Annotated in this window: 20 protein-coding genes; 10 read left to right on the top strand and 10 right to left on the bottom strand. The window is 64.8% G+C overall.

The window, feature by feature from the left end; translation table 11 throughout:
• Positions 1-86 precede the first annotated feature (86 nt).
• The 4 genes from P3C39_RS09690 (at position 87) to P3C39_RS09675 (ending at position 4,862) form a co-directional block, all read left to right on the top strand.
• Complete coding sequence (locus P3C39_RS09690) at positions 87-1,118, top strand: BMP family protein (protein WP_275953468.1); 1,032 nt, start codon at positions 87-89, stop codon at positions 1,116-1,118.
• Positions 1,119-1,354: 236 nt separating this feature from the next.
• Positions 1,355-2,866 carry an ABC transporter ATP-binding protein gene (locus P3C39_RS09685; RefSeq protein WP_127366317.1) on the top strand — a complete coding sequence of 504 codons (1,512 nt, stop codon included), beginning with the start codon at positions 1,355-1,357 and terminating at the stop codon, positions 2,864-2,866.
• On the top strand, positions 2,866-3,921 hold the full coding sequence (locus tag P3C39_RS09680; RefSeq protein WP_063169488.1) for an ABC transporter permease: 1,056 nt from the start codon (positions 2,866-2,868) through the stop codon (positions 3,919-3,921). Before P3C39_RS09685 ends, P3C39_RS09680 begins: the two co-directional genes overlap by 1 nt.
• Positions 3,918-4,862 carry an ABC transporter permease gene (locus P3C39_RS09675; protein ID WP_275953469.1) on the top strand — a complete coding sequence of 315 codons (945 nt, stop codon included), beginning with the start codon at positions 3,918-3,920 and terminating at the stop codon, positions 4,860-4,862. The genes P3C39_RS09680 and P3C39_RS09675 overlap by 4 nt, the downstream gene beginning before the upstream one ends.
• 244 nt (positions 4,863-5,106) lie before the next feature.
• Here P3C39_RS09675 and P3C39_RS09670 read toward each other — a convergent pair whose 3' ends face one another.
• Positions 5,107-5,874 (bottom strand): SDR family oxidoreductase, encoded by a 768-nt coding sequence (locus P3C39_RS09670; RefSeq protein WP_024504731.1) that lies wholly within the window; start codon positions 5,872-5,874, stop codon positions 5,107-5,109.
• A gap of 290 nt (positions 5,875-6,164) precedes the next feature.
• Here P3C39_RS09670 and P3C39_RS09665 point away from each other — a divergent pair, with 290 nt between their 5' ends.
• Both P3C39_RS09665 and P3C39_RS09660 read left to right on the top strand, forming a co-directional pair.
• A complete protein-coding gene (locus P3C39_RS09665) occupies positions 6,165-6,320 on the top strand; it encodes a hypothetical protein (RefSeq protein ID WP_013528960.1) in 156 nt (51 codons plus the stop codon).
• A 110-nt stretch (positions 6,321-6,430) separates the two neighbouring features.
• Positions 6,431-7,372, top strand: a complete 942-nt coding sequence (locus tag P3C39_RS09660; protein ID WP_275953470.1) for an LLM class flavin-dependent oxidoreductase — start codon at positions 6,431-6,433, stop codon at positions 7,370-7,372.
• A 6-nt stretch (positions 7,373-7,378) separates the two neighbouring features.
• Here P3C39_RS09660 and P3C39_RS09655 read toward each other — a convergent pair whose 3' ends face one another.
• The 5 genes from P3C39_RS09655 to P3C39_RS09635 all read right to left on the bottom strand — a co-directional run bounded on the left by P3C39_RS09655 (position 7,379) and on the right by P3C39_RS09635 (position 14,992).
• Complete coding sequence (locus tag P3C39_RS09655; protein WP_275953471.1) at positions 7,379-8,065, bottom strand: isochorismatase family cysteine hydrolase; 687 nt, start codon at positions 8,063-8,065, stop codon at positions 7,379-7,381.
• A 36-nt stretch (positions 8,066-8,101) separates the two neighbouring features.
• Positions 8,102-9,814: an ABC transporter ATP-binding protein gene (locus P3C39_RS09650; RefSeq protein WP_275953472.1), complete on the bottom strand. Its 1,713-nt coding sequence runs from the start codon at positions 9,812-9,814 to the stop codon at positions 8,102-8,104.
• Positions 9,815-9,922: 108 nt separating this feature from the next.
• The gene (fhuB, locus tag P3C39_RS09645; RefSeq protein WP_275953473.1) at positions 9,923-11,926 is read right to left on the bottom strand and encodes a Fe(3+)-hydroxamate ABC transporter permease FhuB; all 2,004 of its coding nucleotides are present in this window, start codon (positions 11,924-11,926) and stop codon (positions 9,923-9,925) included.
• Complete coding sequence (locus P3C39_RS09640; protein WP_275953474.1) at positions 11,923-12,783, bottom strand: ABC transporter substrate-binding protein; 861 nt, start codon at positions 12,781-12,783, stop codon at positions 11,923-11,925. Before P3C39_RS09640 ends, fhuB begins: the two co-directional genes overlap by 4 nt.
• A 25-nt stretch (positions 12,784-12,808) precedes the next feature.
• On the bottom strand, positions 12,809-14,992 hold the full coding sequence (locus tag P3C39_RS09635; protein ID WP_275953475.1) for a TonB-dependent siderophore receptor: 2,184 nt from the start codon (positions 14,990-14,992) through the stop codon (positions 12,809-12,811).
• A gap of 212 nt (positions 14,993-15,204) precedes the next feature.
• Between P3C39_RS09635 and P3C39_RS09630 the strand changes: the two genes are divergently transcribed.
• The 4 genes from P3C39_RS09630 (at position 15,205) to P3C39_RS09615 (ending at position 18,446) form a co-directional block, all read left to right on the top strand.
• The gene (locus tag P3C39_RS09630) at positions 15,205-15,996 is read left to right on the top strand and encodes an ATP-binding cassette domain-containing protein (RefSeq protein WP_164753497.1); all 792 of its coding nucleotides are present in this window, start codon (positions 15,205-15,207) and stop codon (positions 15,994-15,996) included.
• Positions 15,997-16,061: 65 nt separating this feature from the next.
• Positions 16,062-17,033 (top strand): tonB-system energizer ExbB, encoded by a 972-nt coding sequence (exbB, locus tag P3C39_RS09625; RefSeq protein WP_275953476.1) that lies wholly within the window; start codon positions 16,062-16,064, stop codon positions 17,031-17,033.
• Between the two features lie 4 nt (positions 17,034-17,037).
• The gene (gene exbD, locus P3C39_RS09620) at positions 17,038-17,505 is read left to right on the top strand and encodes a TonB system transport protein ExbD (RefSeq protein WP_013528969.1); all 468 of its coding nucleotides are present in this window, start codon (positions 17,038-17,040) and stop codon (positions 17,503-17,505) included.
• Positions 17,502-18,446 (top strand): energy transducer TonB, encoded by a 945-nt coding sequence (locus P3C39_RS09615; protein WP_275953477.1) that lies wholly within the window; start codon positions 17,502-17,504, stop codon positions 18,444-18,446. Before exbD ends, P3C39_RS09615 begins: the two co-directional genes overlap by 4 nt.
• Before the next feature lie 25 nt (positions 18,447-18,471).
• On the opposite strand, the gene P3C39_RS09610 is transcribed toward P3C39_RS09615, so the two are convergent.
• From P3C39_RS09610 to P3C39_RS09595, 4 genes are all read right to left on the bottom strand, one after another.
• On the bottom strand, positions 18,472-18,792 hold the full coding sequence (locus P3C39_RS09610) for a hypothetical protein (protein WP_275953478.1): 321 nt from the start codon (positions 18,790-18,792) through the stop codon (positions 18,472-18,474).
• A 121-nt stretch (positions 18,793-18,913) separates the two neighbouring features.
• Entirely contained in the window at positions 18,914-19,171 is a 258-nt protein-coding gene (locus P3C39_RS09605; protein WP_013528972.1) for a LuxR family transcriptional regulator, read from the bottom strand.
• 4 nt (positions 19,172-19,175) lie between these two features.
• Positions 19,176-19,430: a hypothetical protein gene (locus tag P3C39_RS09600; RefSeq protein WP_013528973.1), complete on the bottom strand. Its 255-nt coding sequence runs from the start codon at positions 19,428-19,430 to the stop codon at positions 19,176-19,178.
• Positions 19,431-19,496: 66 nt separating this feature from the next.
• The gene (locus tag P3C39_RS09595; protein WP_275953479.1) at positions 19,497-20,459 is read right to left on the bottom strand and encodes a SagB/ThcOx family dehydrogenase; all 963 of its coding nucleotides are present in this window, start codon (positions 20,457-20,459) and stop codon (positions 19,497-19,499) included.
• Positions 20,460-20,627: the final 168 nt, after the last annotated feature.

Below are 20,627 nucleotides of genomic sequence, written 5' to 3'. Positions count from 1 at the left end.
GACAAAAGTCCGGACCCGTTCCATAGTTCCTCGTCTGATTTTTAGAACAGCCGGCTCGACACGGCTGTCGAACAGAGGGGAATGCAATGGAAAACCGAAAGAACAGATTTCAATCCGCACGCGAAGGGCTTTCGCGACGCAATGTGCTGGAGTTGGGCGCGCTTGGCCTGGCTGCGGCAGTGCTGCCGGGTGCAGCCTTCGGCAAGGACAAGAAACTGAAGGTGGCGGCGATCTTCGCCACGCCGATCGAGGAGCCATGGGACAACCAGATCCATGTCGCCCTGCAGAAGGCCGAGAAGGAACTCGGCATCGAATACAAATGGTCGGAGAAGGTGCAGACCGCCGATTTCAGCCGCGTCATGCGCGAATACGCGCAAGGCGGCTACCAGCTGGTGCTGGGTGATGCCTTCGCCGCCGAGCGTGAATCGCGCCGCACCGCCAAGCAGTTCCCGAAGACCGCCTGGCTGTTCGGCTCCGGTGCTGGGCCCGCAGAACCGAATTTCGGCGTGTTCGACAACTGGATCCACGAGCCCGCCTATCTCTCCGGCATGATCGCCGGCAAGATGTCGAAGTCGGGCACGATCGGCGCCGTCGCGGCGATGGGCATTCCGGAAGTGAACCGGCTGGTCAACGCCTTCTTCGCCGGCGCCAAGGAGGTCAACCCGAACATCAAGAAGAAGGTCGCCTTCATCGGCTCGTTCTTCGATCCGCCCAAGGCCAAGGAAGCGGCGGTCGCGCAGATCGACGCCGGTGTCGACGTCATCTATGCCGAGCGCTTCGGTGTCATCGAAGCGGCGGTCGACAAGAAGATCCTTGCCATCTCCAACATGTCCGACCAATCGAGTCTCGGCCCGGATACGGTCATCACCGGCCCGGTCTGGGACATGTATCCGACGGTCGAACAGGCGATCAAGCTGGTCAAGGCCGGCGTCTTCACCGCGCAGGACTATGGCGACTTCTCGCGCATGGCCAAGGGCGGCTCGCATCTGGCGCCTTACCACAAGTTCGACAAGACGCTGCCGGCTGATGTGAAGGAGCTGGTCGAAAAGAAGAAAGCCGAGATCCTCGAAGGCAATTTCCGCGTCGACGTGGACGAGAACACGCCGGTTTCGGATTGAGTTCTGGTTTGAGGGGCTGGCGCTAGGCGCCCCCCTCTGTCCTGCCGGACATCTCCCCCTCAAGGAGGGAGATTAGCAGTTTCGGCGACGCGCTGTTCTTTCAAGAAAATTGGCGAAAGCCGATATGACATCCAATCTCCCCCTTGAGGGGGAGATGGCCGGCAGGCCAGAGGGGGGTGCAGCGTATTCCTCTCAATCAAAGCTGAATCGCAAAGCCCGTCCGTTCAGGAGCCCCCTTGTCCGCCCCCCTCATCGAAATGCGCGGCATCACCAAGAGCTTCGGCGCCGTCAAGGCGAACGAGGCCGTTGATCTCAGCGTCGCGCCCGGCGAAATCCTCGGGTTGCTGGGCGAGAACGGCGCCGGCAAGACGACGCTGATGAATGTGCTGTTCGGCGCCTATGCGCCCGACGCCGGCGAGATTCTCATCCAGGGCAGGCCGGTGCGGATCACAAGTTCCGCCGATGCGCTAGCCGCCGGCATCGGCATGGTGCACCAGCATTTTCATCTGGCGCCAAGGCTGACGGTGCTGGAGAACCTGCTGATAGGCATTCCCGGCAAGACAGGGCGGATCGACCGCGCCGGCGGGCTGGCGCGGCTGGCCGAGATCGGCCGCCAGCATGGGCTGACGCTTGATCCCGATCTTCCGGTCTCGGCGCTGTCGGTCGGCGAGCAGCAGCGGCTCGAAATCGTCAAGGCACTGTTTCGCGGCGCCAGGCTCTTGATCCTCGACGAGCCGACGGCGGTGCTGGCGCCGAGCGAGGTCGACGGGCTGTTTTCGGCGTTGCGGTCGATGGCGGCGCAAGGGCTCGGCATCATCTTCATCTCGCACAAGCTCAACGAGGTGCGGGCACTGACGCATCGCTGCACCGTGCTGCGGCATGGGCGCGTCGCCGGCCGCGTCGACGATCCCGCCAACACGACATCGTCCGCAATGGCGCAACTGATGTGCGGCCATGAGATCGTGCCGCCGGCGCGGGGACCATCGACGCCGGGTGCCGCTGTGCTCACCCTCAATGGCATTTCCACCTCGCGTCATTCGGGTACGGCGCTGCGCGACGTGTCGCTTGCCGTGCGTGCAGGCGAAATCCTCGGCATTGCCGGCGTGTCGGGCAATGGCCAGCGCGCGCTGGCGGAGGTCATCTCCGGCGTGCGCGTACCTGACGCCGGCCGGATGACGATCGCCGGCCAGAAAGTCTCACGCTTTTCGCCCCGCGAGGTGCAGGCGCTCGGTCTCGGCCGTATCCCGGAAGACCGTATGACGACGGGGCTGGTTACCAACCTGCCGCTCGCGGATTCGATGGTGTTGCCGCGCATCGGCACCGCCGCGTTCAGCAGCAGAGGCCTGCTCAAGCCGGATGCGATCCGCGCCTTCGCGGAAGAGCAGATCAAGGCCTATGATATCAGGTGCCCTGGGCCGATGACCCGCGCGGGAGCGCTGTCCGGCGGCAATCTGCAGAAGGCCCTTCTGGCGCGCGAACTCGCTTTCGACCCGAAGGTTCTGATCGTCTCGCAACCGACGCGCGGGCTCGATATCGGCGCGGCGCGTTTCATCCACGAAAAGTTCCTCGACATGCGGGCCAAGGGCTGCGGCATCATCGTCATCGGCGAGGATCTGGAAGAGCTGCTGGTGCTCTGCGATCGCATCGCGGTGATGTATGAGGGCCGCATTGTCGGCACGCTCGACAGCGCCGATGCAACGATCGCACAGCTCGGCCTGATGATGACCGGGGCGGAGGGGCACAGCTGATGTTTCGCCTGGAAGTCCGCACCTCTACGCCGGCCTGGTTCAACCTCGCTTTGCCGCTGCTGGCTATCGGCGCGACGCTTGTCCTGTGCAGTGGCCTGATCGCGCTGGCCGGCGCCGGCGTGCTCGATGCGTATGGCGTGATGTTCACGGCCTCGCTGGGCGACAGCTATGCGATCACCGAAACGATGGTGCGCGCCGCGCCGATGATCTTCACCGGACTGGCGGTGGCGGTCGCCTTCCGGGCAAAATTCTGGAACATCGGCGCCGAGGGTCAATTGCTGGCCGGCGCGGTGGCCAGCTGCTTTGTCGGCGCCATCCCGATGCCGGGACCGCTCGCCATGGTGTTGATGGCGGTCGCAGGCGCTGCGGCCGGGGCCGCGGTCGCGCTGGTGCCGGCGACCCTCAGGGTAAAATTCAAGGTCGACGATGTCGTCAGTTCGCTGCTGCTCAACTCGGTCATCTACTACGCGCTGATGGCGCTGATCGAAGGACCGTGGAAGGACTCCTTCAGCGGCTATCCGATCTCGCCGCCGATAGAGGATTCGGCCAATTTCCCTGTGCTGATCGAAGGTACAAGGCTGCATCTCGGCGTTATCGTGGCGCTGCTGGCGGCACCGCTGATCTGGTTCCTGATCGTGCGCACCACGCTCGGCTTCAGGATAAGGGTCACCGGCGAAAACCCGGAAGCGGCCAGATATGGCGGCATCCATGTCGAGCGCGTGCTGATCTCGACAGCGCTGCTGTCCGGCGCGCTGGCCGGACTGGCCGGCGTCGGCGAGGTCGGCGGCGTGCATTTCCAGGTGATGAGCGACATCTCGCCGGGCTACGGCTATTCCGGCATCGTCGTTGCCATGCTGGCGCGGCTCAACCCGCTTGGCGTCGTGCCGGCGGCGATCTTCCTTGCCGCCGTGATGACCGGCGCCGAGGCGATGTCGCGGGCGACCGGCGTGCCGGCCTTCCTCAGCGATGTCATCCAGGGCACTGCACTGCTCGCCATGCTGGTGGCGCTGCTGTTCACCGCCTATCGCATCCGCCGCGTCGGGGTTGCCCGATGAGCGCGGTGTTCGAACAGATCTTGCAGGTCGGTTTTCTGGCCGCGATCATTCGTATCGCCACGCCGCTGGCTTTTGCAACGCTGGGCGAAATGTTCTCGGAACGGGCCGGCGTGCTCAATCTCGGCATCGAAGGCATCATGCTTTTGTCGGCGATGACAGGCTTCACCGCTGCCAGCCTCAGCGGCAGCCTGTGGCTCGGCGTGCTGGCGGCGGTGCTGACCGGCATGCTGATGGGTGCGCTGCATGCGTTGTTCACGGTGGTGCTCGGCCTCAGCCAGCATGTCTGCGGCATCGGCGTGACGCTGTTCTCGTCGGGCCTTGCCTATTTCCTCTACCGGCTGATCTTCGGCCAGCAGTCTGTGCCGCCCAACATCAATGGTTTTCAGACGCTGCCGATCCCGATCCTGTCCGACATTCCGGTGCTCGGGCCGGCGGTGTTCAACCAGTTCGCGCTGGTCTACATGGCGATCCTGGCCATTCCCTTGGCCGCTTTCATACTCTACCGCACGCCATGGGGCCTGTCGGTGCGCATGGTCGGTGAAAATCCGCGTGCCGCGGATTCGGCCGGTGTCAGTGTCATCGCCACACGCTTCCAGGCGGTTGTCCTCGGCGGCGCGCTGATGGGGCTGGCCGGCGCCTTCCTGTCGATGGCGCAGTTCAACGCCTTCACCTTCGGCGTCGTCTCCGGGCGCGGCTGGGTGGCCATCGCGCTGGTCGTCTTCGGCCGCTGGGATCCATGGCGCTCGGCGGGTGCGGCACTTCTGTTCGCCTTCGTCGATGCCTTGCAGCTGCGCATGCAGGCGAGCGGGCTCGGACACATCCCCTACGAGGCGTTCCTGATGCTGCCGTTCATCTTCACCATCGTCGCCATGGCTGTGATGTCGCGCAACGCGGTGGCGCCGTCGGCGCTGCTCAAGCCATTTCGCAGGGAGGAGCGTTAGCAAGCAGGGCTTGGTGCCATTTCCTCTCCCTCCGGAGGGGGGAGAGGTGGCGCTGCGAAGCCGCGACGGAGTGGGGGAACCACCCGGCAACCGTCGCGACGGACATAGGAAGGCCACTAGGCGCAAGAATCTTCCTGCACCGCGCCCAAGGGTCGCCCCCACTCCGTCGACCCCCACTCCGTCGAGCTGCGCTCGACACCTCTCACCCGATCGACGGGGGAGAGGAAGGGCGCCAGGCGTCGCCTCACATCGCGGTAAAACCGTTGTCGACGAACAGATGCGTGCCGTTGACGAAGCTCGACTCGTCGCTGGCCAGGTAAAGCGCCGCCCTCGCCACCTCTTCCGGCTCGCCGATGCGGCCCTGCTGCGCGGCCAGCGCTGCGTCCGAGACATCGACGCCGAGCCTGCCGAGGTCGGCAACCTCGCGCAGGCCGTGCGGCGTGCGGATGAAGCCCGGGCAGACGGCGTTGCAGCGGATGTTGCGGTCGCGGAACTCGACGGCGATGGCGCGGGCGAACATGTGGCAAGCGCCCTTGGTGGTGTCGTAGAGCACTTCGTTGGGAGTAGCCGCCACCGCCGAGATCGACGAGGTGCAGACGATCGAGCCGCCGCCCGCCGCAATCATGCCGGGCAAAACGGCGCGCGTCATCAGGAACATCGAGCGCACATTGACGGCATGCAGCCAATCCCATTCCTGCACCGTGGTCTCCAGGAAGGGCTTTATCACGATGGTGCCGGCGTGGTTGAACAGCACGGTGATGGGCCCGAGTTTTTCGATAGCACCCTTCACGGCGGCTTCGACCTGTGCCTCGTCGGAGACGTCGGCGACAAAATGCTCGGCGACATGGCCGCGTGCCCTGATTGTCGCTGCGGTTGCGGCGGCCGCCTCGCCGTTGCGGTCGATGATCGCCACCTTGGCGCCTTCGGCGGCGAACAACTCCGAGGCTGCTCCACCCATTCCCGTCGCGCCGCCCGAAATGATGGCGACCTTGCCGGCCAGTCTTGTGCCCATTTTTTTTGCCCCTTATGTGACGATTTCGCTTTGCTGGTTGGGTGATGCTACCGCGCCGGCGCCGGGCGGCCAATCCACGAATTGAGTGCCGCGAGGGCAAGGCCATAGGTCCATTCGGACGCAGACCCGAAAACGGACGCGCCATACGGATCGGCCGCCCGAGTGCCCCTGTAAGCAAGTGGCTACCAACTTCCCGTCACCTAAGAGAAAATTATTCTAGATTTGACCGAAAAATAGCAATCGACAAAGTCTACAAGTTTTATAGATTAACCGACGAGACGGAGGTCGATATGTCCTATATCCAGAACGCCCAGACGGATCGCAGTGGTCAGCGGGCGGCCAATGCCCAGACCTTCCGCCCGGCCTATGCCGGGGCTTTCGCCTATCTCGTCTTTGCCCTTGCGTTCGTGTTCACCGGGGCCGTTGTTCTGGGTCTTATTCCCTGAGTCGTCAGATCGACCGGGGTTAGCTGCCCCACCACTTACAGGCAATTGGAGTTGAATGAACCGAATCCTCGGCGTGCTTTCGCGCGCCCGACACCACGGAGGACATGGCAATGCCGATCGAGTTCACGCATATTCCCGGCAAGACCGCCGATGCCGCAGTTCCCTTTTTCTACGACTTTGCCGAGACCGCGACCAAGCTCGGGCTGATCGAGGACGGCGGCTTCCGCAAGATCGTCGTCGACGATTCGGCCGGACTGCTGACCAACATGGATCTTGCGGCCCAGGTGCTCGATCGCACCTCGTCGCTGGAAGTCGTGCTCACCCATTGGGCGGGCGTGGTCGAACCGACCGTGGCGGCCCGCCAACTGGCGTCGATCGACAGGCAAAGCGGCGGACGCCTGGCGCTGAGAATGATCAGCGAGCCGCTGAGCGATGCCGACGCCGAAACACGGCCGGTCGGGCACACCGTCATCTGGCAGCGAATAGACGAATATCTGGTGCTGCTGAAGCGGCTGTGGTCGAACGACCGGCCCTTCGACCACGAAGGAACGTTCTACAGCATCAAGGGCGCCTACGTGCCGCGCAAGGGACCGCATGGCGCCGACCTGGTCATCCGCATGGGCGGGCAGTCCGGAACGGCGCTCAAGGTGGCCGGCCGGCATGCCGATGTCTTTGAACTGGCGCCGGGCTCGATCGACGAGATCCGGCAATTGATGGAGCGGGTGCGTCGCTCCGCCGCCGAACATGGCCGGGCCGGCAAGCTGCGCTTCGCGCTTCCGGTCGGGATTCACCAGGGTGCTTCCGCCTCCGGCCACAAGGCGGTCGATGTTGCCGGGCCGCCAGCCCAGGCCGCCCTGTCGCTGCTTGCCTATGCAGCCCTCGGGATCGATGAATTCATGATTGTCGGCGTCGACACGCCACGCGAGATCGCAACGCTCGGCCGGGAAACGATCGCCCTGCTGCGCAATTCGCTGGCGCTTCGCGAACACGAGGCATTCCAGCCTGGAGCATATGCGTCTCGTGCAGGATTGGAGACGCGCGCAACGGGCTGAAGTCCTTCAGCCTTTTGTTGCCTCGGACCTGTCGCCAAGCCGCGACAGGCCTTCAATGACAGCGCCCGAATCCGCCAGCGCGCCGAAGACGCCATCTTCGACCGTCACCATATGAAGCGCGGCCTCGTGGGCTTGTTTGTCGCCGCTGGCGCAGGCGTCGGAAATCGTCAGGCATTGAAAGTTGCGGTCGCAGGCTTCGCGCAGCGTGGTGTGGACGCAGACATCCGTCGTGCATCCGGAAAACATGAGATGCGTGATGCCTTGCGCGCGGAGCACAAGCTCGAAATCCGTATAAATGAAGGCGCTGTTGCAGGTCTTGTCGACGATGATGTCGTGCGGTGCCACGTCGATCTCCGGAACGATCTGGAACCCCGTGCCCGAGCGCAGCAGGATATCGGTGCCGTCGAGACCGGAGCGCTTGCGGCGCCATTTTTCGTAAGGCGTCATATCGGCCATGTCGGCCCTATAGCCCTGCCTGGTATGGATGACCCTGACGCCGGCCTTGCGCGCGGCCGCGATCAGCCGGCTCACCGTCGGCAGGATCGCCCTCAGAGGCGACGGGTCATAGCCCTGCCTGGCGAAGTAGCCCGTCGTCGACAGGAAATCCTGCTGCAGGTCGATGACGATCAGCGCGGTGTTTTCGGCCACCAGCCTGCCGTCAAAGGGAAAGTCGAAGGGCGTTGCCTTGATCATCCGGGCGCTCCCTGCTTTGGCGGCTACCATAGTGGATCAACGCGATGACACCAGATGCTGGGCGTCGTGCAGGCGTCGATAGATTCCGCCGGCACGGATCAGTTCGCTGTGCGACCCCTGCTCGACGACGCCCGACTCCGAGACGACGACGATGCGGTCGGCGCCGCGGATCGTTGCCAGCCGGTGTGCGATGACCAGCGTGGTTCGGCCTTCGGCAAGTTCGGCCAACGACTTCTGGATTTCGCGCTCGGTCTCGGTGTCGAGCGCCGACGTCGCCTCGTCGAGGATCAGGATCGGCGGGTTCTTCAAGAACATGCGGGCGATCGCCAGCCGCTGCTTCTGGCCGCCGGACAGTTTTACGCCGCGCTCGCCGATGATCGTGTCATAACCGGCCGGCAGGCCTGATATCATGCCGTCGAGCTGCGTCCGCCGCGCGGCATCGGCGATGGCGTCGTCGGAGGCGCCGAGACGGCCATAGGCGATGTTTTCGCGGATTGAGCCGCCGAACAGGAAGACATCCTGCTGGACGATGCCGATCTGGCCGCGCAGCGAAGCGAGCGTCATGTCCCTGATATCGATGCCGTCGATGCTGATCCGCCCGGCGCTGACTTCGTAGAACCGCGGCAGCAGCGAGCATATGGTGGTCTTGCCGGCACCTGACGGCCCGACGAAGGCGATGGTTTCGCCGGCGCGGATGGTGAGATCGATATCCCTGAGCACCGGCTTGCCGTCGCCGTAGCCGAAGCTCACACCGCGATATTCGATGGAGCCCTTGAGGCCGCTGGCGGTAACGGCACCGGGCCGGTCGGCGATGTCGGGTTCGGTGTCGAGCAACTCTGTGTAGCGGCGGAAGCCGGCAATGCCTTTTGGATAGGTCTCGATCACCGAATTGATCTTCTCGATCGGCCGCACGAAGACGCCGACCAAAAGCAGGAAGCCGACGAAGCCGCCATTGCTCAGGCCTCCCGTGATGACGAGGTAGCTGCCGGCAATCATGACCACGAGCTGGATCAGCCTTATGCCCATGTAGTTCAGCGAATTGCTGGCCGACATGATGCGGTAGGCGTCGAGCTTGGTCTGGCGGTAGCGCTGGTTGTCATGCGCGAACAGCGTGCGCTCATGCTCCTCGTTGGCGAAGGCCTGGACGACGCGCATGCCGCCGACATTCTCCTCGATGCGGACGTTGAAATCGCCGACACGCCGGTAGAGCGCCTGCCAGTTGCGCTCCATGCGGTCGCCGTAGCGCATCGTCACCCAGGCGATCAGAGGCACGATCACCGCCGTGATCAGCGCCAGATGCATGTTGACCGTGAACATCAGCACGAAGGCGCCGGCGAACGTCATGATGGCGATGAACAGGTCCTCGGGGCCATGATGCGCGATCTCGCCGATCTCCTCGAGATCCTTGGTGACGCGACCGACGAGATGGCCGGTCTTGTGGTTGTCGTAGAAGCGGAACGACAGTTTCTGCAGATGATCGAAGCTCTTGCGCCGCATCTCGGTCTCGATGTTGATGCCAAGCATGTGGCCCCAATAGGTGACGACCGCCATCAGCACCGTGTTGAGCAGATAGATTACCAGCAGCCCGGCCGAGGCGATGATGATCAGCGTCCAGTCCTGCCGTGGCAGGAGCTGGTCGACGAAGGTGCGGACCGCCATGGGAAAGCCGAGTTCGAGCAGGCCGGCCAGCACCGCGCAGGAGAAGTCGAGCGCGAACAGCCCCTTCCAGGGCAGGAAACGTCTGATCATCGAGGTGAACCGCAAGCTGTCTTGATGGACGCGGCGAGGGCACCGGCCGCCATCGATGGGCGCTGCTTACAATCGGCAGGGCAGGGCCGGCAATATGCCAGGGCCGACTCATTGCCTGCCTTTCCACATCAGCGCCATGAAATAGGGGCCGCCGACGAAGGCGGCGATGAGCCCGGCCGGCACCTGCCAGGGAAAGATCAGCGTCCGGCCTACCCAGTCGGCGGCAACGAGGATCAGCCCGCCTGTCATGGCCGAGGCCAGAAGCTGCGGCACGGCACGGCGGAAGCCGAGCATGCGCGCGAGATGCGGCGCCATCAGGCCGACGAAGCTCAGCGGGCCGATGACCAATGTCGCGGTTGCGGTGGCCAGCGCGGTAAGTGCCAGCAGAATGGCGCGAACCCGTCCAAGCCGCAGGCCAAGGCCACGCGCGGCAGTTTCGCCGAGCGGCACTATATCGAGCCAGCGCGCCGTCAGCGGCGCCAGCGCGAGGACGGCGACCGCGACCGCAGCGGCAGTGAAGGCATCATTGGGCGTTGCGCGATAGGTCGATCCCGATAGCCAGGCGAGCAGGAAGCCCGTGCGCGGATCGCCGCTGGCCAGAAGCAGCGCGGCGAAGGCCGACGCGACCGTCGCCACGGCGACGCCGGCAAGCAGCAGCCGCGCCGGCGACAGTGCATTGCGCCGCCCGACCAGCACGACGATCGTCAGCGCCAGCAAGGCGCCCGCGAGTGCGGCGCCGAGCATTGCCGCGCGGTCGAAGCCGTCGCTGAGCAACAGCAGCGCCAGCACGCCGAAAGAGGCGCCGCCGGAAATGCCGAGCACTTCGGGTGCTGCCATCGGGTTGCCGGTCATGCGCTGCATCAGCGTGCCGGCGACCGCGAGCAGGACGCCCGCCGACAGGGCGACGACGACGCGAGGCGCGCGCAGGGCAAGCAGCTCGGTCAAATCCTCGGATGCGATCCAGTGCCAACCGCCTGCGCCACGGCCAAAGCCCATTGCGACGACAACCGCGAGGATGAGCGCCAGCAGGCCGGCGATCAACGGCAGGCCGTTTGTCGGCAGGCGTACGGACGACATCATATCGGCCTGCCTTTCGGGGGTGGTTCGCATTCGCGGCAACAGGAACAGCAGCAGCGGCGCGCCGAGCAAAGCGGTCGCGGTGCCGGCGGGGATTTCGCCGGCGAACGGCAGATGCTGCACCAGACGGTCGGTGAACCAGAGCAGGGCGCCGCCGACCAGCGGCGACCAGACCAGGCGGCGGCCAAGCGTGCGCGCTCCGGCCAGCCGCGCCAGCGCCGGGGCAGCGAGCGCCACGAACCCGATGACGCCGACCTCGGCGACGACCAACGCGCCAAGCGAGACGGCGACAGCCATGCCGGCAAGGCGGATGACGGCCGGGCGGGTGCCGAGCGATGCCGCGCCGTCGTCGCTGAGATCGAGCAGGCGTAGCGGCCGCCAGAGCAGGAACGCGGCGCAGATGCCGGCCAGCAGCCACGGCGCCAGAGCAACGACGGCCGCATCGCCATTCTGCACCAGCGAGCCGCTCTGCCAGATGAACAGCTCCTCGGTGTATTCGCGGTTGAGCGCCATCAGCAGCGCGCCGGCCGAACCGAAACTGAGGCTGACGACGAGGCCGGCGATGATGATCGACACTGGCGAAAAGCTGCGCCCGCGCGCCAGTGCGAAAACGGCTGATGTGGCGAGAGCGCCGCCAGCCAGCGCCACCCCTTCACGGCCGCCTTCCAGCAGCCATGGTGCGTAGAGGGTGGCGGCCGCCAAAGCGAGGCTTGCTCCGGCATTGGTGCCGATCGTGGTCGGCTCGGCCAGCGGGTTGCGCAGCACATGCTGCATGACGACACCGGCGAGACCGAGCGCCGCGCCGGCCAGCACGCTGACGGCGACACGTGGCAGGAAAGCATAGCGATACAGCAACTGCACTGGATCGGATGTGTCGGGGGCGGTGAGCGCCTGCCACCACAGGTGCGCCGGCAGAAGGTGGATGAGATCGATGACGCTCAGCACCAGCGCCAGACCCGCGGGCACGGCCACCAGCAGGATGAGCGCGCCGATGCCGTCGCGCTGTCGCGGCAGGGACATTGCCTGAGCGATCATGCCGCTGCCACGAATTCGGCGAAACGCCCGACAGCAGTGAGACCGCCGAACGGCCAGACCGGCGGAATGGTCCGCACCTGGCCGTTCCGGACGCAGGGCAGATTGGCCCAGAGCGAGTTGCGGGCGATCCTGATCCTGACGTGCGGCGGGATCGGATCGAGCGAGATCAGTCGCGCCTCGCCGACGGCGACCAGTTCCTCGATGCCGACCGTCGAAAAACCCCATTCATTGGTGGCGCCGGTCCAGGCATTGACGAGGCCGAGCCGGTCGAGGACGTCCTGCAGCAGGCTGCCGGCGCCGTAGACGCGGACATGGCGATCGTCGAACATGCTGACGACGCAGACCGGTTTTTGCACCGCCCGCTCCAGCCTGGCACGCGCTTGGGCGATCGAGGCTTCGGTGCGCCCGACAAGGTTTTCTGCTTCCGTCCCACGGCCAAGCATGTTGCCAAGCTGCAGCGTCACCTGCTGCGCCTGCGCGTAAGGTGGAGCCTTGCCGCTGTAGAACGGCACATTGAAGGTCGGCGCCAATCTGGTGAAGCTGTTCTCGTCCAAGCCATAGCCATAGGCGCCGACGATCAGGTCGGGCCGCAATTCCCGAAGCAGTTCGAGATTGGGCTCGCTGCGCGACCCCAGGTCGATGGTGGCCTGCGGCAGCGCCGGGCCCTGGACCCAGTCGCCATAACCCCTGGTGTCGCCGACGGCGAGCGGCGACACGCCGAGCGAGACCACCATTTCGGCCGATGTCCATTCCAGGCAGACGACGCGGGCAGGTGCCGCGCGTGCCGTGCCGCCCGGCAAAGCGAGACCGGTCGCGGCGAGGCCGGCAAGATACTGGCGCCGTGTCAGCGCCGCCATTTTGGGCCGGCCCGCCACATTGCTTCTACCATGTGTATTTCACCGAACCGTTGATCCTGCGGCCCTCGCCGTAGAAGCAGCCGAAGCCCGAGGAGAAGCAGGAGGCGACGTAGCGTTTGTCGAACAGATTGCTGGCATTGAGGCTGAGCGTGGCGTTCTGCCAGGCGTAATGCACCGCCGCGTCGGCGAGCACGACCGACGGAACCTTGAAGCTGTTGGCGTCGTCGCCATAGGTCGAGCCGACATAGCGGACACCGGCGCCCAGGCCGAGACCTTCGAGCTTGCCGCTCATGAAGGTGTAATTGGCCCAAAGCGATGCGGAATGGGCCGGCACGCCGAAGGGCGTGTTGCCCTCGTTGCTGACCCAGACGCCGTTGACGTCTTCGACAGCGGTCGCCCTGGTGATCTTCGTGTCGAGATAGGTGTAGGCCGCTCTCAGGTCGAAGCCGGAATCGAGGCTGGCAACGGCCTCGAATTCCACGCCGCGCGAACGGATCTCACCGGTCTGGAACAGATCGTTGGGCGAGCCCTCATTACCGGAACGCACGACATTCTGTCGGGTCAGGTCGAAAACCGATGCCGTAATGAAGGAATTCCAGCCAGTCGGCTGGTATTTCAGCCCGATCTCGTACTGCCTGCCGGTCTCGGGCACGAACAGATTGCCGTCGCTGTCGGCGCCGGCCACCGGCTGGAACGATTCGGAATAGCTGACATAGGGTGCCAGGCCGTTGTCTGCGAGATAGACCAGGCCGGCGCGGCTGGTGAAGGCGTTGTCCTTCTGCTCGGGAATGTAGCCGCCGGCCAGATTGTCGTAGACCTTGGCGTCCGACCAATCCTGGCGGCCGCCAAGGGTCAGCCGCCAGTTGCCGAACTTGACCTGGTCCTGGGCATAGAGACCGACCTGCTGCTGGGTGGTGTCGGTATCGGTGTAGGGCGTCAGATCGGTGATCGGGTACCCGTAAACCGGATCGAAGATGTTGAAACCGTCCTCGACGGTCCCTTCCGAGGCATAGTCGCGGTAAGTGTAGCGTTTGTAGTCGAGGCCGACGAGCAGCGTGTGGGCAAGCGGCCCGGTGTCGAAATCGGCTTGTGCCTGGTTGTCGATGGTGACGCCGCTGAGTTTGGTGCCGCCGGCATCTGCGTAACGGTAGTAGTCGCCGCTTGAAGGTTCCAGGCCGTTCGAGTCCGTCAGTCCGCCACCAAAGACGCCCTCCTCGGTGTGAGTGAGGTGGACGTAGCGGGCATGCTGTCGCACCTGCCAGGTTTCGTTGAAACGGTGATCGAATTCGTAGCCGATCGAGGCCTGGTCGTTGTTGTAGGAGTCGAAGCCGGGTTCGCCGACGAACATGCTGTTCGGCAGGTACTTGCCGTCCTTGCCCGGTACGACCGTGCCGTAAGCAGGCAGGTACTGCATCGCCCATCCCGAGCGGTCGCGCTGATAGTTGGCGAGGATGGTCAGGCTGGTGTCGGCATCGGGCTGCCAGGTGATCGCCGGGGCGATGAAGATGCGGTCGTCCTTGACGAAATCGGTCTGCGTGTCGCCCATGTGAGCGGCACCGGTGAGGCGAAACAGCAGCGACTTGTCGGCGTTCACGGCACCGCTGAAATCGAACTTGCCTTCATAGCGATTGAAGCTGCCGCCACCGAGTTCGATCTCGCGCAGGTTTTCCTCGGTCGGCCGCTTGCTGACATAGTTGATGATGCCGCCGGGGCTAGCCTGGCCGTAGAGCACCGACGCTGGTCCGCGCAGCACCTCGTAGCGTTCCGCGCCATAGGAATCGAGTGCGGTGAACAGGGTGAAATTGCTCTCCTTGAGCTGTAGCCCGTCCCTGTAGAAGACGCCGTTGGCGTTCGAAATGCCGCGCAACTGCAGGCCGAGGCCGCGATTGTCGGTGCCGTAGAGATCGCCGGTGGCGCCGGGCGTGTAGCGCAGAACGCCGCCGAGGTTGTCGATCGCCTGTGCTTCCATCTGGTCCTTGGTGATCACCGATATCGACTGGGGCGTCTCGATCAGCGGCGTGTCGGTCTTGGTGCCGGTGGAGCCCTTGGTGGCCACGTAGCCCTTGACCGGCCCGAAGGCGCTTTCGACACGTTCCTGGACGTTGATCGGGTCCAGGGTGGTGGTGACCGTCTCCTGGGCCAGGGCATGGCCGCAGCCAAGCAGGGCCGGCACCGACACCGCTGCGATCAGCAGGCGCTTTCGCGCCATCCGGTCCTGCCAAATCAGTCCACGTCCCGAGATCATCCTGCGCCCCCTTTTCCAAATTTCATGTCGATATTGCCGGTCGCGACGATTTGTTGATCGTTGCAGTCATCTTCAATGTTGACTAGTAAGGTCATGTTTCATAGTCAACCGGGCATGAGCCGTCGAAAGCCGGAATCTGGAAATGCGGGCGGCCGCACTGGAGAAAAGCCATGAGCATGGCTGGAATTGATGCCCAGACTGCCTTCCATATCGACGCGGTGCGCTTTGCCGTCGGCGAGCGGACGCTGCTCGGTCCGGTCTCGCTCGAACTGGAGCGCTCGCGCGTCTACGGGCTGATCGGCCACAATGGTTCGGGCAAGTCGACGCTGATCAAGCTCATGGCGCGCCAGCAGCCGGCGAGTTCAGGCGCCATCACTTTCGCCAAGCGTCCGCTGCCGCAATGGGGCGCCCGCGAATTTGCCCGCGCGCTTGCCTATCTGCCGCAGACGACACCGGCGGCGACCGGCCTGACCGTGCGCGAACTGGCGACGTTGGGACGCTATCCCTGGCACGGCGCGCTTGGCCGTTTCCGCGCGCAGGACAGGCAGCATGTCGAGGAGGCGCTGGCCCTGACCGACATGGAAGGTTTTGCCGACCGGCTGGTGGACGAATTGTCGGGCGGCGAGCGCCAGCGCGCCTGGCTCGCCATGCTGGTGGCGCAGAACGCCGGCGTCATGCTGCTCGACGAGCCGATCTCGGCACTCGACATCGCCCATCAGGTCGAGGTGCTCGGGCTGGTCAAGGAGCTCAGCCGCAAACGCGACCTGTGCGTCGTCGTCGTGCTGCACGATCCCAACATGGCGGCGCGCTACTGCGACGAGCTGATCGCGCTCAAGGACGGCAAGCTGCTGACGCGCGGCACACCAGGCGAGATCATGCGCAGCGATGTGCTGAAAGGCATTTTCGGCGTGGAGATGGGCGTGTTCGCGCACCCCGTCACCGGCCAGCCTGTCGGCTATGTGCAGTGACGAGATCTGGTGCGGCGGCGGGAAATAGAAGGCGGCTGGCCGCTGTGAGAACAAGGAAGAAGCTGTTGTCGAGAACTGGTTTGTTGGCGGCGTTGGTCGCATCCGTCATCCTGTCGGCCGGCAGCGCGATGGCCCAGGAGCAACCGGCCGGTGCCGCGCCGGCGATTGATGCCCCCACCCCGGCTGCTCCCACGGCCCCAGCGCCGATTGCGCCGGCGCCCGCCGCACCGGCAGTCGCTCCGCCGGCCAGGATGGCGCCTTCGCAGCCGGGCACCCAGCCGAACACGGCCGCGCCAGCCGAGGCCGGACCTTCGACGGCGATGGAATTGACCTTGCCGCATGACCTGTCGCCATGGGGCATGTTCATGGCGGCCGATATCGTCGTCAAGGCGGTGATGATCGGGCTGGCCTTTGCCTCCCTCGTCACCTGGACGATATGGCTGGCCAAGTCGCTGGAGCTTTTCGGCGGCAAGCTGCGCATCCGTCGCGCCGTGCGGGCGATCGGCAAGGCCGCCACGCTGAAGCAGGCCAGCAGTACCCTCGACCGCAGCGGCGGCCCGGGCGCGCTGCTGGTGCGGGCGGCCGAGGAGGAGACCGCACTCTCAGCCGGCGCCCTCGATCATGTCTCAGGCGATGGCCTCAAGGAACGGGTTACGTCGCGCCTGTCGCGCATCGAGGCGGCGGCGGCGCGGCGCATGTCACGCGGCACCGGCGTGCTGGCGACGATCGGCTCGACCGCGCCCTTCGTCGGCCTGTTCGGCACGGTCTGGGGCATCATGAACGCCTTCATCGGCATCTCGCAGGCGCAGACCACCAATCTCGCCGTGGTCGCGCCGGGCATCGCCGAAGCGCTGCTGGCCACCGCGATGGGCCTGGTCGCGGCCATACCGGCCGTCGTCATCTACAACGTCTTCGCCCGCTCGATAGCCGGCTATCGGCAGATCCTCGCCGATGCCTCGGCAGGGGTCGAACGACTGGTCAGCCGCGACCTCGACTTCCGCACCGTCGCGCCGGCCGCGCCACTGGCAGCGGAGTAGCGCCATGGGAAGCAGAATCCGACAGACCATGGATGACGATCTCGAGGAAAGCCACGAGATCAACGTCACCCCGTTCATCGATGTCATCCTGGTGCTGTTGATCATCTTCATGGTCGCGGCACCGCTGGCCACGGTGGATGTCAATGTCGACCTGCCGGGTTCGACCGCAACGCCCGCGCCGAGGCCCGAGACACCGCTGTTCCTGACGCTGAAGGACGATCTGACGCTGGCGATCGGCAATGACGGCGTGCCACGCCCGGCTTTCGCCGCGACGCTGGACGCCAAGACCAAGGGTGACAAGCAGACGCGCATCTTCCTGCGCGCCGACAAGGCGGTCGCCTATGGCGACCTGATGGAGGCGATGAACCTGTTGCGCGGCGCCGGCTATCTGAAGATCGCGCTGGTCGGCCTGGAGACGGCTCCCGCGTCCAATGCCCCCGCGCCCACAGCCACCGGTGCGGCGGCGCCATGACGCAAGCGGTCGCCGTGCCCTCGGTCCAGATGTCGCGCTTCGGCTGGCGCGACCTTGGCTTGTGGGCCGGTGCTGCCGCGCTGGTCCTCGGAGCCCATGTCGCGGTCGCCTATGCAGTGCAGAATCTCACCATGGTCACCGAAGCGGACGGCGGTCCGCCACCGGCCCAGGTGATCGAGATGGCGCCGATGGTGGTGATGCCGGCCGTACAAGAACAGGTCGCCGCGCTGGACGCGGTGACGCCAGATCAGACCGAACCGACACCGACGACCGAGCCGACACCTGAAGAACCGGTCGAAAAGGCGGAGCCGGTTGTCGAGCCGCCGGAAGCGGTCGCGCCCGACGAGGCCGAACCCAACCGGACCGAAACGGCTGAACAGGCCGATCAGCCGCCGCCGGATGAGGTCATCCCGGATGTTGTCGAGGCTGTCACGCCAGACGTCGTCATTCCCTTGCCGCAGCCGAAACCGGTCGAAATTGTCAAAGACAAGAAACCGGTCGAGGCCAAGGCGAAAAAACCTGTCGAGAAGCCCAAGCCGCGGCTTAAGAAGGAGAAGGCGGCTCCGCCGAAGACGGCAACCGTCGCCAGCGCCGACGCACGGCCCGCGGCCAGGACCGCCGCGCCGAAGGCAGCGGAATCGACGTCGCGCTCCGGCGACTCCAGCAAATGGGACTCCCGTCTGGGTGCCTGGATCAAGCGGCACACGCGCTATCCCAGTTCTGCCAAGGCCCGAGGCGCGGAAGGCAGGCCGTATGTCGCCTTCACGGTCGACTCGTCCGGCCGGGTCCTGTCTGCCAGGCTCTCTCGTTCCTCAGGGGATGCGGATCTGGACCGTGCGGCGCTCGCCGTGCTGCAAGGCGCCACGGTGCCGGCACCGCCGCCGGAACTCGGTTCGCGTCTGAGCCGTACAGCGCCGTTCGTGTTCAGCCTGCGCAACTAGGATCGAATTTGATCGAAGCGGCCTGTCAGTAGGCCAGCGACAGGCTCAGGGCCTCGACCTGTTCGAGATAGAAACGGCATTTCGTGCGCAACAGCCCGAGGCCCGGGGCATCGGCGCCGTTGATTTCGATGGTCTGCATCATGAAGTCGAAATGGGCGTGGAAGGCGTCCACTGTACCCCAGAGACTGTCGGCCTGGCAGCTGTCGGCAATCGCCATCGAGACGAGTTGGCGGGCCTCGATTCGCGCGGCGTCAGGCGATGGCGGCCGCCTGATGATCAAGACGTCGAGCCGGCTGAAAATGCTTTCCCTGGCATCGACGCTTCTGATGTTGGCTATCATGTTCATGTGCAGGTCCCCCTTGGCATTCCAGACGCGCAATAGGTTCCGGTCTGAAATTGAAAAACTGGTGAGCAGAGCATTTTCAGCGGCGCCAATGAGCGCGTGGCGTTTTGGCGGGCGACATGCATCAAGCTAGCGCGACCGGATGCCGGTCCTGCGGGCAGGATGCAATCAGGGCCGGGATTGCGGTTGCATCGGAGGGGTGGCCCCTGATGATGTTGGCGACCTCGGCATCTGCCTGCTCGAACCAGTAGACCATGTCGGCGCGGCGCAGGTCCGTCGCGGCTTTCTTCAGGAGCGGCAGCAGGCTTTGCAATGCGCACAGCGTCTCCCAGCGGTTTGGCCGCGAGGTCGAGCCGGCCACCGCGCATGCTGACGATTGCATCTCGTTAGGCTCTCCGTGGCTGGGCGGCGCGATTGTCTTTTGCCTGCGCCTTGGGGTGCAGCGGGTTGCCGCTGAGCTGCGCGTGTCTGGCTGGCCGTGCGCCGCGAAGAACGTCGAAGGCCTCTGCATAGGCCATGCCCAGCAGGTAGGAGATCATCGGAAAACGGCTTGCTTCGGCCATTTGCACGAGCTCATTGGTCATCGACGAAATATATTGAAGACTATCGATTTCCGACTGGCGTAAGGATTGATTTGGCACGTGCTGCTCCTGTCTCTGGTTATACCCTGGGAACGCGTTACTGGCCGAATACACATTGTTGGTCGACTAATTGATGGATTGGCCCGCGGTGGAGGGATCTCTTTCCGGGGTCGAGAGGGTCAAGGCATAGATCGGTGCGTCGGTGAGGCTGTCGAGACCAAGCAGCCGCTTGATCGCGGAATGACTGAGCGCGGCTGTCGGGCATGCCGACAGGCCATGATTGGTCGCCGCCAGCATGATGTTCTGGCCGATATGGCCGGCCTCGATCAGCACGACACGATAGGCGTTGGCGTCCTCATATTTCCACATCGTGCGGTCGAGCCTGGCGCAAAGCAGGATCAGGCACGGCATGGCGTCAGCCCACTCCTGTCCGCCGACCAGTTCGGAGATCTTCGGCAGATGGTTCGCGGAAATCCTGCCAAGGTCGTGATCGGCGGCGGAATAGTGATAGACACCGGGTTCGAGGCCATCGACGCCGAGCGCGACCACATAGGCCTCATAGGGATTTCGCGCGCCGCCGGAAGGGGTCATGCCAAGCGGCAGGGTGCCGACGCAATTGGCGGTCTCACCGATGATGCCGAGCCCGGCGAACAGGCAATCGGAAAGCTGTTTGGCCGTGATGGTGGGCTGAGCCGCCGTGCGGTTGGTGCGGCGCCGCGCCATCAAGCCAAGAAGTTCGTTGTCTTCCAGTGCATTCGGCAGCTGGATGGCGCCGGCGGAATTCTTGAGCAGGAGGTCCGGCTGCGGCGTATAGCCGGCGCGTTCCATCTGCCGCTCTTCCGCTTGCTCGATGGTCATGTATTCGCTGTCCTGGACGCAGAAATGCATCAGCGCCGTCGGAAGCCCCCAACTCCATTGTCCCGAAAACTGTTCCTCCTGCTCGGCGAGAGGCGATCCGGCGGTGACCAGGGCGGAAAAATCGAGCAACTGGGGAACGACAGCTTTCAGCTCGGACTTCGACCAGCCATGGGCGCGGGCAATGTCCGCCGTCGATGCCCATTTGTCCCACGATGCGAGAAGGCCGACCATATCAGGGCTGCATTCAAATACGCTTCTGGTCAGGAAGTTGCATGCCGTGACCTTGTTCGGGCCAGGGTAGAAAACAAGCGTTTTCGAAGAGCGCATTTTCATGAAGCTGGATGCCATCTGCGGAGCCGAGGCGCCGACAAGCGAACCGCTCGTCGGCGCAGAACGGCT

The sequence above is a fragment of the Mesorhizobium sp. XAP4 genome (genome assembly GCF_029269325.1).
In the GTDB taxonomy this organism is placed as follows: Bacteria; Pseudomonadota; Alphaproteobacteria; order Rhizobiales; family Rhizobiaceae; genus Mesorhizobium; species Mesorhizobium ciceri.
This window is presented reverse-complemented; position numbering and strand designations above follow the sequence as displayed.

Bases quoted from the DNA above. Each gene is read 5' to 3' on its own strand.
- P3C39_RS09690 (WP_275953468.1), top strand. From the start codon at position 87: ATGGAAAACCGAAAGAACAGATTTCAATCCGCACGCGAAGGGCTTTCG.
- P3C39_RS09680 (WP_063169488.1), top strand. From the start codon at position 2,866: ATGTTTCGCCTGGAAGTCCGCACCTCTACGCCGGCCTGGTTCAACCTC.
- P3C39_RS09675 (WP_275953469.1), top strand. From the start codon at position 3,918: ATGAGCGCGGTGTTCGAACAGATCTTGCAGGTCGGTTTTCTGGCCGCG.
- P3C39_RS09670 (WP_024504731.1), bottom strand. From the start codon at position 5,874: ATGGGCACAAGACTGGCCGGCAAGGTCGCCATCATTTCGGGCGGCGCG.
- P3C39_RS09665 (WP_013528960.1), top strand. From the start codon at position 6,165: ATGTCCTATATCCAGAACGCCCAGACGGATCGCAGTGGTCAGCGGGCG.
- P3C39_RS09660 (WP_275953470.1), top strand. From the start codon at position 6,431: ATGCCGATCGAGTTCACGCATATTCCCGGCAAGACCGCCGATGCCGCA.
- P3C39_RS09655 (WP_275953471.1), bottom strand. From the start codon at position 8,065: ATGATCAAGGCAACGCCCTTCGACTTTCCCTTTGACGGCAGGCTGGTG.
- P3C39_RS09650 (WP_275953472.1), bottom strand. From the start codon at position 9,814: ATGATCAGACGTTTCCTGCCCTGGAAGGGGCTGTTCGCGCTCGACTTC.
- fhuB (WP_275953473.1), bottom strand. From the start codon at position 11,926: ATGATCGCTCAGGCAATGTCCCTGCCGCGACAGCGCGACGGCATCGGC.
- P3C39_RS09640 (WP_275953474.1), bottom strand. From the start codon at position 12,783: ATGGCGGCGCTGACACGGCGCCAGTATCTTGCCGGCCTCGCCGCGACC.
- P3C39_RS09635 (WP_275953475.1), bottom strand. From the start codon at position 14,992: ATGGCGCGAAAGCGCCTGCTGATCGCAGCGGTGTCGGTGCCGGCCCTG.
- P3C39_RS09630 (WP_164753497.1), top strand. From the start codon at position 15,205: ATGGCTGGAATTGATGCCCAGACTGCCTTCCATATCGACGCGGTGCGC.
- exbD (WP_013528969.1), top strand. From the start codon at position 17,038: ATGGGAAGCAGAATCCGACAGACCATGGATGACGATCTCGAGGAAAGC.
- P3C39_RS09615 (WP_275953477.1), top strand. From the start codon at position 17,502: ATGACGCAAGCGGTCGCCGTGCCCTCGGTCCAGATGTCGCGCTTCGGC.
- P3C39_RS09610 (WP_275953478.1), bottom strand. From the start codon at position 18,792: ATGAACATGATAGCCAACATCAGAAGCGTCGATGCCAGGGAAAGCATT.
- P3C39_RS09605 (WP_013528972.1), bottom strand. From the start codon at position 19,171: ATGCAATCGTCAGCATGCGCGGTGGCCGGCTCGACCTCGCGGCCAAAC.
- P3C39_RS09595 (WP_275953479.1), bottom strand. From the start codon at position 20,459: ATGGTCGGCCTTCTCGCATCGTGGGACAAATGGGCATCGACGGCGGAC.